Source organism: Paraburkholderia acidiphila (genome assembly GCF_009789655.1).
GTDB classification, from domain to species: domain Bacteria; phylum Pseudomonadota; class Gammaproteobacteria; order Burkholderiales; family Burkholderiaceae; genus Paraburkholderia; species Paraburkholderia acidiphila.
This window is the reverse complement of the sequence record NZ_CP046910.1, coordinates 1,442,339-1,458,873: the sequence shown is the minus strand read 5'-3', so window position 1 is coordinate 1,458,873 and position 16,535 is coordinate 1,442,339. Positions and strand designations below refer to the sequence as shown.

General features: G+C 65.6%; 13 protein-coding genes. 7 read left to right on the top strand and 6 right to left on the bottom strand.

The window, feature by feature from the left end:
- The first annotated feature begins 4 nt into the window (after window positions 1-4).
- The gene (gene boxA / locus FAZ97_RS21020) at window positions 5-1,264 is read left to right on the top strand and encodes a benzoyl-CoA 2,3-epoxidase subunit BoxA (protein ID WP_158760339.1); all 1,260 of its coding nucleotides are present in this window, start codon (window positions 5-7) and stop codon (window positions 1,262-1,264) included.
- A gap of 141 nt (window positions 1,265-1,405) precedes the next feature.
- Window positions 1,406-1,855: a PaaI family thioesterase gene (locus FAZ97_RS21015; protein ID WP_158760338.1), complete on the top strand. Its 450-nt coding sequence runs from the start codon at window positions 1,406-1,408 to the stop codon at window positions 1,853-1,855.
- A 21-nt stretch (window positions 1,856-1,876) separates the two neighbouring features.
- On the opposite strand, the gene FAZ97_RS21010 is transcribed toward FAZ97_RS21015, so the two are convergent.
- Together FAZ97_RS21010 and FAZ97_RS21005 are read right to left on the bottom strand one after the other, a co-directional pair.
- A complete protein-coding gene (locus tag FAZ97_RS21010) occupies window positions 1,877-2,788 on the bottom strand; it encodes a ketopantoate reductase family protein (protein WP_158760337.1) in 912 nt (303 codons plus the stop codon).
- Between the two features lie 45 nt (window positions 2,789-2,833).
- On the bottom strand, window positions 2,834-3,691 hold the full coding sequence (locus FAZ97_RS21005; RefSeq protein ID WP_158760336.1) for an NADPH-dependent oxidoreductase: 858 nt from the start codon (window positions 3,689-3,691) through the stop codon (window positions 2,834-2,836).
- Between the two features lie 294 nt (window positions 3,692-3,985).
- Here FAZ97_RS21005 and FAZ97_RS21000 point away from each other — a divergent pair, with 294 nt between their 5' ends.
- Window positions 3,986-4,855: an oxidoreductase gene (locus FAZ97_RS21000; RefSeq protein WP_158760335.1), complete on the top strand. Its 870-nt coding sequence runs from the start codon at window positions 3,986-3,988 to the stop codon at window positions 4,853-4,855.
- Window positions 4,852-5,253, top strand: a complete 402-nt coding sequence (locus FAZ97_RS20995; protein WP_158760334.1) for a nuclear transport factor 2 family protein — start codon at window positions 4,852-4,854, stop codon at window positions 5,251-5,253. The genes FAZ97_RS21000 and FAZ97_RS20995 overlap by 4 nt, the downstream gene beginning before the upstream one ends.
- Window positions 5,254-5,338: 85 nt before the next feature.
- On the opposite strand, the gene FAZ97_RS20990 is transcribed toward FAZ97_RS20995, so the two are convergent.
- The 3 genes from FAZ97_RS20990 to FAZ97_RS20980 all read right to left on the bottom strand — a co-directional run bounded on the left by FAZ97_RS20990 (window position 5,339) and on the right by FAZ97_RS20980 (window position 7,973).
- Window positions 5,339-5,740 (bottom strand): DUF3597 domain-containing protein, encoded by a 402-nt coding sequence (locus FAZ97_RS20990; RefSeq protein ID WP_158760333.1) that lies wholly within the window; start codon window positions 5,738-5,740, stop codon window positions 5,339-5,341.
- Window positions 5,741-5,922: 182 nt separating this feature from the next.
- The gene (locus FAZ97_RS20985; protein ID WP_158760332.1) at window positions 5,923-6,564 is read right to left on the bottom strand and encodes a hypothetical protein; all 642 of its coding nucleotides are present in this window, start codon (window positions 6,562-6,564) and stop codon (window positions 5,923-5,925) included.
- A gap of 14 nt (window positions 6,565-6,578) precedes the next feature.
- Window positions 6,579-7,973, bottom strand: coding sequence for a selenium-binding protein SBP56-related protein (locus FAZ97_RS20980; protein ID WP_158760331.1), 1,395 nt, complete (start codon window positions 7,971-7,973; stop codon window positions 6,579-6,581).
- A gap of 253 nt (window positions 7,974-8,226) precedes the next feature.
- Between FAZ97_RS20980 and FAZ97_RS20975 the strand changes: the two genes are divergently transcribed.
- On the top strand, window positions 8,227-8,562 hold the full coding sequence (locus FAZ97_RS20975) for a DUF4148 domain-containing protein (protein ID WP_158760330.1): 336 nt from the start codon (window positions 8,227-8,229) through the stop codon (window positions 8,560-8,562).
- Between the two features lie 111 nt (window positions 8,563-8,673).
- Here the strand turns inward: FAZ97_RS20975 and FAZ97_RS20970 are convergent, their stop codons facing one another.
- On the bottom strand, window positions 8,674-9,231 hold the full coding sequence (locus FAZ97_RS20970; RefSeq protein WP_158760329.1) for a TetR/AcrR family transcriptional regulator: 558 nt from the start codon (window positions 9,229-9,231) through the stop codon (window positions 8,674-8,676).
- Window positions 9,232-9,341: 110 nt separating this feature from the next.
- Here FAZ97_RS20970 and FAZ97_RS20965 point away from each other — a divergent pair, with 110 nt between their 5' ends.
- Both FAZ97_RS20965 and FAZ97_RS20960 read left to right on the top strand, forming a co-directional pair.
- On the top strand, window positions 9,342-10,130 hold the full coding sequence (locus FAZ97_RS20965) for an SDR family NAD(P)-dependent oxidoreductase (RefSeq protein WP_158760328.1): 789 nt from the start codon (window positions 9,342-9,344) through the stop codon (window positions 10,128-10,130).
- A 360-nt stretch (window positions 10,131-10,490) separates the two neighbouring features.
- The gene (locus FAZ97_RS20960; RefSeq protein ID WP_158760327.1) at window positions 10,491-16,511 is read left to right on the top strand and encodes an alpha-2-macroglobulin family protein; all 6,021 of its coding nucleotides are present in this window, start codon (window positions 10,491-10,493) and stop codon (window positions 16,509-16,511) included.
- Window positions 16,512-16,535: the final 24 nt, after the last annotated feature.

Here is a 16,535-nt window from a genome sequence, read left to right as displayed (position 1 = left end):
AATCATGAACGGTCCGCTACCCGTGGAAATTCTCAGGCAACACCTGATCGATCCCGAAATCTGCATACGCTGCAATACGTGCGAGGAAACGTGTCCCATCGACGCGATCACGCACGACGGCACCAACTATGTGGTCAAGGCCGACGTCTGCAACGCTTGCATGGCGTGCGTGCCGCCATGCCCGACCGGCGCGATCGACAACTGGCGCAACGTGCTCAAGGCCGAGGCGTACACCATTGACGAGCAGTTCACGTGGGACGAACTGCCCGCGCAGAAAGCATCGGTGGGAGCGCCGGCCGTCGCGCAGGAATCAGGCGATGGGGCCCGCGAAGCACAAGCGGCACCGAATGCTGCTGATACGCCCGTCGGCGGTTCCGACATGGTGCGCGGCTCGACCGTGCCGCCGTGGTCGGCCGCGCGCCCCTATGTCCAGCTCTACACGCACAAGGCGCCCACCACGGCGACCGTGGTCGGCAACTATCGCCTCACCGACGACGCGACCGAAAGCGACATCCATCACATCGTGCTCGACTTCGGCGCCATGCCGTTCCCGGTGCTCGAAGGCCAGTCTATCGGCATCCTGCCGCCGGGCGCGACTCCGGAAGGCCGGGCGCATCACGCGCGCCAGTATTCGATTGCGAGCCCGCGTGACGGCGAGCGTCCCGGCTACAACAACGTCTCGCTCACGGTGAAGCGCGTGACGCGCGATCACAGCGGCAACGCTACCGATGGCGTGTGCTCGAACTACCTGTGCGACCTGAAGAAGGGCGACGTGGTGAGCGTGATCGGGCCATTCGGCAATACTTTCCTCATGCCGAACCATCCGAACTCGCATCTGCTGATGATCTGCACGGGCACCGGTTCGGCGCCCATGCGCGCGATGACCGAATATCGCCGCCGCCGCAGGCTCAAGGGTGCGACCGGCAAGCTCATGCTCTTTTTCGGCGCGCGCACGCAGCAGGAATTGCCGTACTTCGGACCCCTGATGAATCTGCCGAAAGATTTCATCGACACGAATCTCGCCTTTTCACGTACGCCGGGGCAGCCTAAGCGCTATGTGCAGGACGCCATGCGGGAACGCGCGGTGGACGTCGCGCAGCTGCTCAAGGACGGCAACACGCATGTCTATGTCTGCGGGTTGAAGGGCATGGAGGACGGCGTGCTGCAGGCGCTTCAGGAGATCGCCGAGAAGCACGCGATGGACTGGGAAGCCCTGTGGGACCGTCTCAAACGCGAAGGGCGGCTGCATCTCGAGACGTATTGAAACGTCCGGATGCAATGAATCGAGGCCTGAATCGAAACACGCGAGACGCTCATGGTAATTTAAGCACGATCGTTCGAAACGCGTTACGATGGCGAATCGCAAAGGCGCGCACACTCGCGCGTCATCGTTGGAGACGCCTCAATGAACCTCGTTGCTGAAATGCCCGCCGGCCTGACCGGCGTCGAACAGTTGCAGCACATGCTGAACGGAAGCCGTGGCCCGGCCATTGGTGAAACGCTTGGTTTCAAGCTGGTCGAAGTCGAGGAGGGCCGCGTCGTGTTCGAAGGCACGCCCGGTCTGCATGTGTATAACCCCATCGGCACGGTGCACGGCGGCTATGCCGCTACGCTGCTCGATTCCGCGTGCGGCTGCGCAGCACACTCGCGGCTCGGCACGAATCAGGGCTATACCACGCTGGAGTTGAAGGTCGCGTACCACCGGCCCATGACCGCCGATACCGGCCCTGTGCGCGCGGAAGGGCGCGTGCTCAGCATCGGCCGCCGCGCCGCCTTCACGGAGGCCAGCATCACGGATGCGCAGGGCAAGCTCTACGCATCCGCGACTTCCACCCTGCTCGTGTTCGATCGCTGAACATGGTGACCGGTGCGTGAACTAGATCGCCGCGCGCGCCTTGTCTTCGATAAGCCGCACGAGCGTTTGCAGCATGCGGTTCGCCGGCGTGGGCACGCCAAGCGCCGCGCCGCGCTGCACGACGTAGCCATTGAGGTGATCGATCTCGCTGAGTTTGCCGCGCGCGAGATCCTGCGCCGTGGACGAATACTGGCCCGGCATGGTCTGCGCGATGCGCGGCACTGCGCTGTCGATGTCCGGCGGCAGCGTCACGCCGTCGGCCCGAGCGACGGCCACGCATTCGCCGACGATGTCGTGCATCGTTTCGCTCACGCCCGCGCCCTTCACGAGACGCCCATAGGGCAACTGCGTGATCGCCGAGAGCGCGTTGTACGCGCAGTTCACGATCAGCTTCGCCCACAGCGCGCCGCGCACATTGGGCGAGATTTCCGTGGGCACGCCCGCATCGATGAGCGTGCGCGCCGTGGCTTCGCTTGCGCGTGAAGGTTCAATCACCAGTTCGCCGCGCCCATGATGGCGCACGTGGCCGGGCCCCGCCATCTCCGTGGCGACATAGACCACGGCGGCCGCCACGTCTTGCGGGATCACGGTGCGCAGGCGCTCCGCGTTATCCGCGCCATTTTGCAGCGTGAGCACGAGCGTGTCGGCGCCCAGATGCGGTTTGATTTCAGTGCCTGCGCTTTCGGTGTCGGTCGACTTCACGCAGAACAGCACGAGGTCCGCACCCGCCACGGCGGAGGCTTTGGTGCTGGCCGTGAGATGCGGCGCGCCGATGCGCTCGTCGAACTGCTGCGCTTCGAGGCGCAGTCCGTCGCGCGTAATGGCCTCGACGTGCTGGGGCCGGCCGATCAAGACCACATCGTGTCCCGCGCGTGCGAGCATGCCGCCGAAAAAGCAGCCTACTGCGCCTGCGCCCATGACGGCGACTTTCATTTGCGTTTCTCCTGTGTGGCGTACGGACTTCGTTGCCTGTGACGTTCAGCGCAGCTCGAAGCCGAGCGCGTTGAGCGCGTCGCGCAAGCGGTCGCGGCCATGCAGCGACTCGCGGCTGCGCCAGCGCGCGAGCGAACGCGCGGTCCAGCCCGCTGCGCTCAATCCCTGGGCGGTCTGGAAGCCGCCTATGACTTCGTCATACTGAGCAATTGCGGCCGCTTGCGAGGGCGCGTCGTACTGTTCGCGATGGAGCACGACCTCCTGTGGCAAGCGCGGCTTCACATCGGCGGGGCGCGTTTCGTCGGGATAGCCCACGCACAGGCCGAACACGGGGAGCACGCGCGGCGGCAGGCCGAGTTCCGCGGCCACCTGCTCGGGCTGATTGCGGATGCCGCCGATATACACAGCGCTCATGCCGAGCGATTCGAGCGCGACCACGGCGTTTTGCGCGGCGAGCGCCGCGTCGATCATGCCGACGACCAGCGTCTCCATGTAGTGCAGACCTTCGACGCTCGCTGCGCTGCGCGCGCCGGCCGCTTCGAGGCGCGAGAGGTCCGCGAGCCATACAAGAAAGAGCGGCGCTGCGCGAACATGCGACTGGCCGCCCGCAAGCTCGGCAAGGCGCGCCTTGCGCTCGGGGTTTTCTACGGCAACCACGCTCCACGTCTGCAGGTTCGACGAAGTCGAGGCCGATTGGGCTGCGGCGATCAGCGTTTCGAGCGTGCCTTCCGGCAGCGGACGGTCCGCGTAATTGCGCACCGAGCGATGCGCGAGCAGCGTGTCGAGCGTTTCGTTCCAGGCCGGCAGCGGCGCGGACCACGGCGTACCGTAGCGCGCTTCGAGGGCGCGCAGGGCATCGGCGATTTCGGCAGCGGGGTGTGCGGGCGTGGTGACGGTGGACATCGGGTTTCTTCTCCGGCAGGTGACGATTGAATCGAATCTGGGGCGCGCTGAAATCCGCTGAAATCGAAAGGCTGCGATCGATCGCGGCGCCAAGCGCCGTATGGTACATGGGTCGGGCGATTGGCGCAGGCGTTCGCCGGCACGTGCTCAAGGGCAAGGGCGCGTCAGCAGAGTTCGCGAGTGACCGGTATCATCTGGATCTGCGCATGCGCCCGCTCCGGGCGGCGGCGCCATCTTTGTGCTTTCGCCTGTCTTCGGCAGTCTTGTCTGCCCCTTCTTCCGCGAGGCTATCCCATGTCCGTTGATTCCCCGAATGCGTCGCCAGTCTGGTTCGTGACCGGCTGTTCGACCGGCTTTGGCCGCGAGCTTGCCCGTGCCGTGCTCGCGCGCGGCTGGCGCTGCGTGGCGAGCGCGCGCAACAAGGCGTCGCTCGACGATCTCGCGCCCGAGGCCGGCGACCGCCTGCTGCCCGTCTCGCTCGACGTGACCGACGCCGCACAGATCGACGCCGCCGTCGCGGCCGCGCACAAGCAGTTCGGCGCGATCGACGTGCTCGTCAACAACGCGGGTTACGGCTATCAGAGTTCGATCGAAGAGGGCGAGGAGCGCGAGATACGCGCGCAGTTCGACGCCAACGCATTTGGCCTTTTCGCGCTCACGCGCGCGGTGCTGCCTGGAATGCGCGCGCGCCGCAAGGGGCACGTCATCAACATTACGTCGGTGGCGGGGCTCGCGGGCTTTCCGGGTTCTGGCTACTATGCGGCCTCAAAACACGCAGTAGAAGGGTTCTCCGATTCGCTGCTGGCGGAAGTCGGTCCGCTCGGCATCAAGGTGACCTGTGTGGAGCCGGGGCCGTTTCGCACGGACTGGGCAGGCCGCTCGCTCGTGCAGACGCCGAGCCATATCGAAGACTATGCCGAAACGGCGGGCGCGCGCATGAAGCGCACGGCGGAGGGCAGTGGACATCAACCGGGCGATCCGGTGCGCGCGGCGCAGGCGATGATCCACATCGCGCAAGCTGATAATCCGCCACGGCACCTCGTGCTTGGGGCGTTTGGCGTGGATGCGGTGGCGAATCGTTTGCGCGCGGCGCTCGCCGATATCGAAACGTGGCGCGAGTTGAGTCTTGGAACGGATTTTCCGGCGGGGAGTGGTCAAGCGTGAACGACACGAACGCCGCTGCGGACTCGCCTGAATTCCCTGTACAGCAACAACTCGATGCCTATAACGCGCGCGATATCGATGCGTTCATGAAATGGTGGGCCGACGATTGCGAGTATTACGAGTTTCCGTCCCGATTGCTCGCACGTGGTACGGCGCAGGTGCGGGAGCGCCATGTTGCGCGATTTCGCGAACCGGATCTGTTCGGCGAACTCGTGCACCGTGCGTCGATCGGCAATACCGTTATCGATCAGGAGCGCGTGACGCGCACGTTTGCCGAGGGGGTGGGCGAGGTCGACGTATTCGCGATCTACGAGGTCGTTGACGGCAAGATCGCGAAAGCCTGGTTCAGGATGGGGGCGCCGCGTCTGGCCGGCAGGGGTTCTGAGCCAATGCGCTGAGAAAACCAGTCAAGGCAGGCAAATACCACGCTTCATGCCGGCAGGCCCAGTGCGAGTCATCACACCCGGGCCTGCCGGTATGGCGTTAGCCGCCCAGATCTGCCGGCAGCTTGCCGCCATTCGCGGCCAGCGCCGCCATTACTTGCCCGTGCAGCCATACGTTCATGCTGGCCGAGTCGTTCGTGTCGCCGGTGTACTTGAGTTCCTGCGCCAGTTGCTTGCGATGCTCGAGGCTGCTGTCCACACCCAACGCCTTCATGGTGTCCACGATGGACGTACGCCAATTGAGCGTCTGCCCGCTTTCCGCAACGAGTTGATCCATCACTGCCGCCACGTCGACATCGGCCAGCGGTGCGGGCGCCGGTGCTGCTTCGGGTGCGGCAGCCTGAGCCGCAGCCGGATCCGGAGTCGGCTCGGCAGCGGGCGGGGCCGCGTCGGGCTTGGCTTTGTGAAACAGCTTGTTGACGATGTCACCAAAGATACTCATCTCTTTCTCCTTTGTTTCAGGGTTGGCGTGTTGGCAAACAAGGCACCAACGCGATTCGCGCAGCGACCTGCCGGCAAGTATGGCGCAGTTCGCGCCAGGACAGTTTCAGGAAAGGTCAAGATTGCGCGGGCTGCGCTGTCCAAGCGCAAACAGACAGGCATCGTAGATACGGATGCGACGACTCATGCTGTCGCGATCATCAGCGTGCCGGTTGCCACGAGCGCCCCGCGCCAAAGCCAGTCGAAATTGATCCAGCCGCGCCGCAGCACGCCGAGGCCGAGATACTCGTAGGCGAGCAGTGCGATCAGGGCCGTGGTGGCGAGCGTTGTGACCGTATGCAGGGCGGTGAATGCAAACGAAAGTGCAAGCGGGTTCGCAAGGCCCGCTGCGCCACCCGCGCCGCCGCACAGCGGCAGCATCGCGGGCATCAGCATGAGTCCCGCGCCGTGCAGCGTGGCCATCAACGCCGACCACGCGGCAAGACCGACAAAGCCTACGGTCATCCCGACGCGTACACGGTGCCGGTGCCCATACGCGTGCTGCCAGGCGGCCCACGCGATCAGCAGCGCACCCAGGCCCCAATGCAGTGCTGCGCCCGGCAGGTGCGCGCCCAGCGCCGCCGTCGAACTCGTGAACAGCAGAATGGACGCGGCATGACCGAGCGCGATAGGCGGTAACGCGAACAGCAGCGCCGCACGGCTTCCGCGCTGCAGCCCGAGCGCGGTCGCGAAGAGCCAACCCATCGCCGGATTCACGCCGTGAAAGACGCCGCTGCCTACTACGGCTGCCCAGGCACCCCAGTGCGCGCCGAACATTTCCTCCATGTGATGCTCCGTGCTTATGGGTAGCAGTACGAATCAGATGAGCAATCGCCGCCTTCAAGCCGGATCTGGTGCGGCCGGTGCGACTTCGGCCATTCGACGAAGAAGCGCTCGTCGAACGCGAGGCCGCCGTCGGGCGCGGCGTCGAGTTTCACCATCCAGCCGTCGATGCCTTCGGGATAGAACTGCGGGTCGATCGCACCATACAGCGAGTTGCTGAAATACACGCGCCGGCCGTCGCGGCTCACTTCCACCATTTGCGGGCCGCCGTTCAGCTCGCGCCCCGGCGCAGACGGATGCGCCGCGCGCGCCGCGATGCCGCCGATGCGCACGCAACCCGTCAGACGCGCATGCTCGGGGTCTGACACATCGTACTGCCGCAAATCGCCCGTTCCCCAGCACGCCACGTAGAGGAAGCGGTCGTCGAGCGAGAGCGCGATATCGGTGACGAGCGGCGGCACGGCCGCGAAGCCCTTGAGCACGGGCGGCAGATGCTCGGGATCGGCCGGCTCGGCCGGGATTTCGATGATCTTGCGTGCGGCCCACTGATCGCCGTCGAGGTACCACTGCCAGATCGACGCCGAGAGGTCCTTCAGGCTGATCACCGAATTTACGAAGCCATAAGGCCGCGTGGGGTTGTGCGCCGGGCGCAGCTCGAACACGAGCTGGTTTTCCGCGCCGAAGTCGAGCACCTGTTTGTGCTGCCGCGTGTGCAGATCCCAGAAGTGCAGGCGATGGCCGTACTGGCCGCCGAGCAGCACTTCGGGCACGAGGCCGTTCTCGAAGTCAGCGGGCAGGCCCCATTCGCTTGTCACGAGCGTGTCATAGCCGAGGTGCCACCAGCCGTCGTAAGCGAGCTGTTGCGGGCCGCGGTCGATTTCCCACTGGCCGAGAATGTCGAAGCTTTCGTGGTCCATCAAAAAGATACCGCCGGGGGCCTCGCCCTGCGCATTCGCAAGCGACGTCACGTAAATGCCATCGGGCCCGCAATGCACGGTGTGGGGGCGCGTGTAGCCCGCGCGCTGCGCGACGCTCTCGGGTTCGTGCACGCGCGTGATATGGGGGCGGCGCGCGTCGGGCTTCGTGTCGACAATATGAATGCGCGAGGAGCGCAGCCCGGGCACGATGAGATAGCGGCGCTCGCTATGCGCGTGGGGGGCGTTGGGGCACAGGCACGAACTGCAGGCATTCCAGCCGAAGTGATGGAGTTCGTCGCCGACGTTGGGCATCGCCAGCCGATGCACGATGCGCCCGAACTCCGGCGAGCGCGGGTCCAGATCGATGACGTCGAGTGAATCGGGCACGCTGCGTGTAGGGTCGAAACTGGCGACGTAAGCCAGTGTTTCCGGCGGCGCGTCGCCTGCCAGGCGCGCAGACGGGTAGAAGGTCGGGTCCGGTTGCCACGTCGCCATTGCTGCCCCCTCATCGAAGATTCGGAAGAGTCCCTATCATGCATCAGAGTGGAACAGTGCGTTGCGCACATGCTCCTTATTCCTTCCGGATTGAAGCTTATGCATTCGAGCAATGAAGGCGGATTATCTGTTCTGCGAGAATAGTAAATTCGCGTTTGCGGCATTTATTCGCAAGGCCAACGTTCCTAGACTTGTACTCAACGGATGCAGACAAGCAACTGCGCCGATTCGATCAAGTTATTGGAGGTGAGTCATGAGAACGCTAATCAAGGCCGTTGCGATTGCTGCCGTGCTTGCAGTGCCGGCCATTTCATTCGCGCAGTCGCAAGGCAGCAATGGTCCTGTGACGCGCGCGCAGGTGCGCAATGAACTGGTGCAGCTCGAAGCGGCGGGTTATCGTCCTTCGGTGAACGATCTGAATTACCCGAACGATCTGCAACGTGCCCAGGCGCGTGTGAATGCGCAAAACGGCGGTGCCGTTGCGCAGGCAACGGGCTACGGCCCGGCCACGAGCGGTTCTTCGGAAAGCGGCTCGCGTACCGATGGCGCGGTGAGCAGCTATTCGCCGCCGGTGTATAACGCACACTAAGTTTGACAGCGGCACGGAGTTGATTCATGCCGCATGGTGAGTGTCAGCCCGCGACGGCGCGAATGCGCGCGGCGGGCTGATTCGTTTCACGCCCGCTCACAGAGTACGCTTTCACTCTTTCGGCACTTCACGCTCGCCAATCCACGCACGCGTGGATGCGAGAATTTCATCCGATAGCGCGGGATCGTCGCACAGCCGCGCAAGCACCACCGCACCCACCATCGCGGCCCAGCCGCCTATCGCCGCCTGGCGCGCCGCTGCGGCGCCCGCGCCATTCACGCCCCCGCTCAAGCGCTCGATTTGACGTTCGAGCCCCGCTGCCATGACGGCGCGCGCCTCTGGCGTTTGCCGCGCCGTTTCGGCCGCGAGCGCCGCGGTAGGGCAGCCGCCCGCTACGTTGTCGCGATGCTGGGCAGAGAGATAGCGCGACGCATAGCGCACCAGATCGGTATCGCCGCCTTCGCCCTGCGCAAAGACGTGCGCGAGCGTTTGCGCGATCAATTCGTCTTTCGACTTGAAATAGCCGTAGAACCCGCCGTGCGTGAGCCCGGCGGCGCTCATCACTTCCGCGACGGTCACCGCATCGTAGCCGTGCTCGCGAAAGAGCCGGCTGGCGGCTTCCAGGATCTGCTGGCGGTTGAACTCCACCTGTTCGCGACTGACCCTCATTGTTCTCTCCGCTTTCCTTCGATCGACGCTTGACATTATACATGATGGTCATCATGATTTCGTTTACATGACGTTCATCATGTAAACGAAATCCCCAAGGAGAAGTTTCGATGTCTGCTAAACCTGCTGTCCTGATCACTGGCGCATCCACGGGCATCGGCGCCGTGTACGCCGACCGTTTCGCCAAGCGCGGTCACGACCTCGTGCTGGTGGCGCGCGATCGCGCCCGCATGGAGGCCCTCGCGGCGCGCCTGCGCGAGCGCGACGGCGTGAACGTGGATATCATTCGCGCCGATCTGGGCTCGCACGCCGATCTTGCGCTGCTGGAGGCACGCCTTGCCGACGACTCGCGCATCGGCGTGCTGATCAATAACGCCGGTGCGAGCCTGCCGGGCACCTTCGTCGAGCAGGGCCCGGATGCAGTGGCCGGCCTCATCGGTCTGAACGTCACGGCGGTTGCGCGGCTCGCCGCCGCGGTCGCGCCGCGTTTTGCGCGCGAAGGGCAAGGGGCGATCGTGAATGTCGGTTCGGTGATTGGCCTCGCGCCCGAGTTTCGCTCGAGTGTGTACGGCGCGACGAAGGCATTCGTACTGTATTTTTCGCAGTCGTTGAATCTGGAGCTTGGCGCGAAAGGCGTGTACGTTCAGGCCGTCGTGCCTGGCGCCACCCGCACCGAGATCTGGGAGCGCTCCGGCAAGGACGTGAACGCATTGCCGGCCGTGATGGAAGTGGACGATCTCGTCGACGCGGCGCTCGTGGGCTATGACCGTCGCGAGACGGTGACGATTCCGCCGCTGCCCGACGCGCAGCAGTGGGACGACTACGAAGCTGCCCGGTCCGCGATGTTCGGAAACTTTGGTCAGTCGAAGCCGGCGGCGCGCTATCGCGAAGCCATGTAGACCGACGTATTGCGAGCGGCCGGCGGCCGCTCGCGCTCCATGGGGAGCCGCAGCAACCGTTACCGCGCACCTGCGCTCCCCACCCTCGCTACGCCTTCACCCCATCTCCCGCCGGCTCGCGTTCGCAAGCCACACTAGCGTAATCCCAGCGGTTTTCCCTCCACCGTAGCCCGTACGCAAATTCAGCGGTTTCCGATTTCGCCGGCTGCCCGGTCGCGGCATGCTGCGCGTTCGGCGTGAGCCGACCGCGCGAGCGCGTGGCCGGCCATTCCTGGCGCGTAAGCGTGCGGCGCCCTGTACCATTCACCGCACGCCGCCCGGCAATGGCCGCGCGGCGTGGGCGCAAACGAGGACCGGTCGATGCAACGAATAACACGAAAAACTGGCGGGTGGTGGACGTTGGCGCTGGCCCTGGTGCTGGGCTTATGCATGGTCTGGGCCTGGCGCGCCTACGCCGCGCGTGCCGTAAGCGTGTCGCCCCAGGGGACCGTGGCGCAGGTGCGCCAGGTGCTGGTGAAGTTCGACGAGGCCATGGTGGCATTCGGCGCGCCCGACGCGAAGGACCCCGCGCGCCTGCAATGCAGCAATTCGGCCGCCGGTGCGGGCCAGGGCCGCTGGATCGACGGCAAGACATGGGCCTACGATTTCGCCGCCGATCTGCCGCCCGACGTGCAATGCAGCGTCACGCTCGCCGACGGCCTCAAATCGCAGGCAGGCAACGCAGTGACGGGCACGCGCCGGTTCACGTTCTCGACGGGCGGTCCGTTTCCTGTGAGCGTGCGTCCCTATGGCGGTGAAATAGAGGAAAACCAGGTATTCGTGCTGAAGCTCAATGGCCCGGCCACGCCGGCTTCGGTGCGCGAACACGTCTGGTGTGAGTCGGGTGGGCTTGGCAACCGCGTTCCGGTGCAGCCTGTCGATGCGTCCACGCGCGCGGCGCTCCTCAAACATTTCCGGCTCGATAAAGAAAGTGCGAGCGTGCTCACGCTCGCGTGCCAGCAAACGCTGCCTTCCAGCGCGAAGATGCAGCTTGTGTACGGCAAGGGCGTGCTGGGACCGAACGGTACGCCCAACGACGTCGAGCGCCGCTTCGATTTCACGGTGCGCGCGCCCTTTACCGCGAGCATGAGTTGCGAGCGTGAGAATGCGAAGGCGCCATGCACGCCGCTGCGGCCGTTGCGTATCGATCTGAGCGCGCCCATTACGCGTGCCGACGCGCAGAAGTTCCGCCTGCAAGGGCCGAAGGGCGAAGTCGCGCCAACCTTCCAGGCAGACGGAAAGGACAACGAAGTGAGTTCGATCTCATTCGCCGCGCCCTTGCCGGATCATGCGACGCTCACGATTGCCGCGCCAGCAGGCCTCGAGGACGTCAGCGGGCGAGCGCTCGCGAACGCCGATCTGTTCCCGCTGCATACGGCGACTGCGCCGATGCCGCCGCTCGCGAAATTTCCGTCCTCGACCTTCGGCATCATCGAGCGCTATGCGGAGCCGGACACGCCGCCGCTCGTGCCGGTCACACTGCGCAATGTCGAGGCCGACCTGCACGTGCAGGGGCTGAACGCAGGCGAGACGAAGTTCTCGAAACTCGCGGTGCAGTCCGATGCCGATATGCGCCGCTGGATGCGCCTCGTCGATCAATTCGACAACTTCGGCATGAGCGAAACGTCGATCGACAAGCTGATGCCCGGGCTGCTCGCGCGTGCGAAGTCGCCTGTGGTCATTCCGCGCCCGACGGGTGAGGAGAGCGACGACGCGAAGGAACGCATCATCGACGTGCGTTCGCTTTCGCTGCTCGAGGGGCAACCGGGCGTGCAGACGCTCACGCTGCCCAAGGCCGATCCCAAGGCGCTGCGGCCGTTCGAAGTGGTGGGTATTCCGGTGCCGAAGCCGGGCTTCTACGTGATCGAGCTTGCTTCGCCATCGCTTGGTGCGTCCTTGCTCGGCAAGCCCGCGCCCATGTATGTGCGCACGGCCGTGCTCGTCACCAATCTTGGCGTGCATTTCAAGCAGGGCCGCGAGAACAGCGTGGTGTGGGTCACATCGCTCGACAAGGGCGAGCCGGTGGCGGGCGCGGACGTGCACGTATCGGATTGCAACGGCGAAACACTTGCGACGGGAAAGACGGATTCGCACGGACTGCTGACGATAGATGGCCCGCTTTCGAACCGCCGCGACTGCGGCGAAAACAGCTTTAGCGGGCTGTTCGTCTCGGCGCGCATCGACGACCCGAAGACGGGCTCCGACATGGCGTTCGTACAGTCGGACTGGAATCGCGGCATCGAGTCGTGGCGCTTCAACGTGCCGACCGATACGAGCGTGGCGCCCACGGTGCGTGCGCATACCGTGTTCGACCGCACGCTGCTGCGCACGGGCGAGACGGTGTCGATGAAACACTTCATCCGCGCGCAGACGATGCATGGCTTCGCGTTTCCGCAGCAATACCCCACGCGCGTGACGATACGTCATGCGGGCAGCGGGCAGACGTGGCACCTGCCGCTCAAGTGGGCCGCCGACCATACGGCCGATTCGACCTTTGCATTGCCGCCCGAAGCGAAGCTCGGCGAATACGACGTCTCGCTCGACGACGGCGATGCGAACGCAAGCACGGCGGGAGAAGGCAGCGACGAAGCGGACAACGGCGCGGACGCAATACACATGAGCTACGACAGCGGCAGCTTCCGTGTGGAAGCCTTCCGCCTGCCGGTGCTCAAGGGCACGATAGCCGTACAGAACGAGAAAACATCGCCGCTCGTCGCGGCGACGCAAGCGAGCGTCGCGGTGCAGATCGACTATGTGTCGGGCGGCGCGGCGTCGAATCTTCCCGTGCAGGTCTCGGCGCTCGTCAAGGACACGACGCCGTCATTCGCCAGCACGTACGGCGATTTCAGTTTCACGCCATACGTGAGCGCGAACCAGGCCGACAACACATCCGAAGACGAGGCCAGCAGCCCGCAGGAAGACAACGAGGTCGCGAAGCTCGTGGCCGACAAGGAGCCGCTCACGCTCGACCGCAACGGCGCGGGCACGCTCGTGCTGAAAAACCTGCCGAGCGTGGATGCACCGAGGCGCCTTGCGCTCGAAGCGACTTTCGCCGACCCGAACGGCGAGGTGCAGACCATCAGCGGCGCGGCCACGCTCTGGCCGGCGGCCGTAGTGGCGGGCATCAAGTCGGGGCATTGGGTGTCCGTGGGCAGGACGGTGCCGGTCACCGCGATCGCGCTCGACCTGCAAGGCAAGCCGCACGCGGGCGTGAAGCTCGAAGTGCGCGGCGTCGCGAAGATCACGACCACGTCGCGCAAGCGCATGGTGGGCGGCTTCTACGCCTATGACAACCACACGGAAACGCGCGATCTTGGCACGCTGTGCAGCGGTACGAGCGACGATCACGGCTTGCTCACGTGCGACGCGAAGCTCAAGGAGGCGGGCAATATCCAGCTCGTGGCCACGGCGCGCGACGGCGACGGCCACGCCTCCACGGCAACGACTTCGGTCTGGGTCACGCGCGAGGACGAACTGTGGTTCGGCAGCGAGAACACGGATCGTATCGACGTGTTGCCCGAAAAGACGAGCTACGAACCCGGCGAGACCGCGCGCTTCCAGGTGCGCATGCCGTTTCGCTTCGCGACGGCGCTCGTGGCGGTGGAGCGCGAGGGCATCATCGAAACGCACGTGGTGCAGCTCGACGGGCGCGATCCGACCGTCGAGTTGAAGGTGAGCGACAGGTGGGGGCCGAACGTCTACGTTTCGGTGCTCGCGCTGCGTGGGCGGATTCACGAAGTGCCGTGGTATTCGTTCTTCACCTGGGGCTGGAAAGCGCCGCTCGAATGGGCACGCGCGTTCTGGTACGAAGGCCGCCAGTACGAGGCGCCGACTCCGCTCGTCGATCTGTCCAAGCCCGCGTTCCGCTACGGCCTGGCGCAAATCCGCGTGGGCGACGCGGCGCACCGCCTGGCGGTGAACGTGACGCCCGATACGAAACGCTATGCAGTGCGCGCAACGTCGCATGTTCAGTTGCGCGTGCAACTACCAGATGGCAAGCCGGTGCCGGCGGGTACTCAGATTGCCGTGGCCGCCGTGGATGAAGCGCTGCTCGAATTGATGCCCAACCGCAGCTGGGATCTGCTCGACGCCATGCTGCAGCAACGCGCCTACGGCGTGGAAACGGCCACGGCACAGATGGAGATCGTCGGGCGCCGTCACTTCGGGCGCAAGGCGGTGCCGGCGGGCGGCGGCGGCGGCCATGGCGCGACGCGCGAACTCTTCGACACGCTGCTCTACTGGAACCCGCGCGTCACCCTCGACGCGAACGGTACGGCGCAAGTGGCTGTGCCGCTGAACGACTCGATCACGCGCTTTCGCATCGTTGCGATCGCGGCGAGCGGGGTGGCGCGCTTCGGCACAGCCAGCGCGACCATAGAGAGCACACAGGACCTGCAGCTGATCTCGGGCTTGCCGCCGCAAGTGCGCGAGGGCGACACCTTCCTCGCGCAATTCACGGTGCGCAATACGACCCCGCGCGCGATGAAGGTGCTGGTCACGCCGAACGTGCCGCCGCTCGCGCTTGCTGCACAGTCCGTGGATCTCGCGCCCAATGCCTCGCGTGAGATCGCGTGGACGGTTGCCGTTCCCGACGATCTCGCCGAAGCGGAGCGGCCCGCGCTGGTCTGGAACGTGAGCGCGGCGGAGCAGGGCGGCGCGCACGCGGCGGACGCGGTGAAGCTCGCGCAGCAGGTGAGCGCGGCGATACCTGTCACAGTGCAGCAGGCCACGCTCGCGCAAGTGGACGGCACACTCTCGATTCCGGTTGCGCCGCCGGCCAATGCGAGCGCGACGCGTGCGGGTGTGGTGCGAGGCGGCATCGCGGTGTCGCTGCAGCCGAAGCTCGCAGATGGTTTGCCCGGCGTGCGCCGCTGGTTTGCGCGCTACCCGTATTCGTGCCTCGAGCAGCAAACGTCGATTGCGATCGGCCTGCGGGACCCGGCGCGCTGGCAGGCGGAACTTGCGCGCATGCCCGTGTATCTCGACCGCGACGGCCTCGCGAACTATTTCCCGCCCGCCGACGACAGCGCGAGCCACGGCAGCACCGCGCTCACCGCGTATCTGCTCACGGTGAGCGACGAGGCGTCGAAGCTCGACCCGCGCTTCGCGCTTCCCGATGCCTTGCGCAGCAAGATGGTGGAGGGCCTCACGCGCTTCGTGGAAGGCCGCATCGAGCGCAATTCATGGGCGCCGCGCCGCGACCTCGATCTGCGCAAGCTCGCGGCCATCGATGCGCTGTCGCGCTACGGCGCGGCGAATGTGCGCCAGTTCGGCTCGATCGAGATCGCGCCGAACCAGTGGCCCACATCGGCGGTGATCGACTACGCGGAAAGTCTCGCGCGCATGCGCGATGTGCCGGATCGCGCGGAGAAACTGGCGCAGCTCGACCAGATCTTGCGCTCGCGTCTCACGTGGCAGGGCACGCAGCTGACCTTCTCCACCGCCGCCGAAGACGATCTTTGGTGGCTCATGACGGGCGCGGAGGTCAACGCGGCGCGCCTCGCGCTGGCGTTCGTCGATAACCCGGCATGGAAGGAAGAAATGCCGCGTCTCGTGGCGGGCCTGCTCGCGTTGCAACGCAACGGCGCATGGAGCACGACGACGGCGAACGCGTACGGCTCACTTGCGGTCGAGCGCTTCTCGCGCGTGTTCGAGCATGATCCGGTGACGGGCGCGACGAAGATCCAGCTCGGCGATACGTCTCGCGTCGTCGGCTGGAGTGCGGCGGCGCAAGCGGCATCGAGCGCGAGCGGCGCCACGGCGGCGACGCGCAACGCGCCCGCGCGCAGCACTCTACTCGCATGGCCAAAGCAGAACGCGACCCTCACGCTGACGCAGGAGGGAAGCGGCAAGCCGTGGGCCACGGTGGAAAGCCTTGCAGCGGGCGCGTTGCGCGCGCCGTTCGCGGCGGGCTATCGCATCACGAAAACCGTGACACCGGTGAGCGCAGCGGTGAAGGGCGTGTACACGCGCGGCGACATCGTGCGCGTACGCCTCGACATCGATGCGCAAACCGACATGACGTGGGTTGTCGTGAACGACCCGGTCCCCGCGGGCGCGACGATCCTCGGCTCAGGTCTCGGGCGCGATTCGGCCGTGGCGACGCAGGGCGAGAAGCAGGACGAGAACGGTCCATGGCCGGCATTCATCGAGCGCGGCTTCGACGGTTATCGCGCCTATTACGAGTTTCTGCCGAAGGGTAAGGTCTCGGTGGAGTACACAGTGCGGCTCAACAACGTCGGCACGTTCGGTTTGCCGCCCACGCGCGTCGAGGCGCTTTATGCGCCCGCGACGTTCGGCGTCGCACCGAATGCGCCGGTGGTCGTGAAGGCAGCGCAATGAACCGCGTGGTCGCGCAACGGCATC

Coding starts and splice junctions, on each gene's coding strand:
- boxA (WP_158760339.1), top strand. CDS start 5: ATGAACGGTCCGCTACCCGTGGAAATTCTCAGGCAACACCTGATCGAT.
- FAZ97_RS21015 (WP_158760338.1), top strand. CDS start 1,406: ATGAACCTCGTTGCTGAAATGCCCGCCGGCCTGACCGGCGTCGAACAG.
- FAZ97_RS21010 (WP_158760337.1), bottom strand. CDS start 2,788: ATGAAAGTCGCCGTCATGGGCGCAGGCGCAGTAGGCTGCTTTTTCGGC.
- FAZ97_RS21005 (WP_158760336.1), bottom strand. CDS start 3,691: ATGTCCACCGTCACCACGCCCGCACACCCCGCTGCCGAAATCGCCGAT.
- FAZ97_RS21000 (WP_158760335.1), top strand. CDS start 3,986: ATGTCCGTTGATTCCCCGAATGCGTCGCCAGTCTGGTTCGTGACCGGC.
- FAZ97_RS20990 (WP_158760333.1), bottom strand. CDS start 5,740: ATGAGTATCTTTGGTGACATCGTCAACAAGCTGTTTCACAAAGCCAAG.
- FAZ97_RS20985 (WP_158760332.1), bottom strand. CDS start 6,564: ATGGAGGAAATGTTCGGCGCGCACTGGGGTGCCTGGGCAGCCGTAGTA.
- FAZ97_RS20980 (WP_158760331.1), bottom strand. CDS start 7,973: ATGGCGACGTGGCAACCGGACCCGACCTTCTACCCGTCTGCGCGCCTG.
- FAZ97_RS20975 (WP_158760330.1), top strand. CDS start 8,227: ATGAGAACGCTAATCAAGGCCGTTGCGATTGCTGCCGTGCTTGCAGTG.
- FAZ97_RS20970 (WP_158760329.1), bottom strand. CDS start 9,231: ATGAGGGTCAGTCGCGAACAGGTGGAGTTCAACCGCCAGCAGATCCTG.
- FAZ97_RS20965 (WP_158760328.1), top strand. CDS start 9,342: ATGTCTGCTAAACCTGCTGTCCTGATCACTGGCGCATCCACGGGCATC.
- FAZ97_RS20960 (WP_158760327.1), top strand. CDS start 10,491: ATGCAACGAATAACACGAAAAACTGGCGGGTGGTGGACGTTGGCGCTG.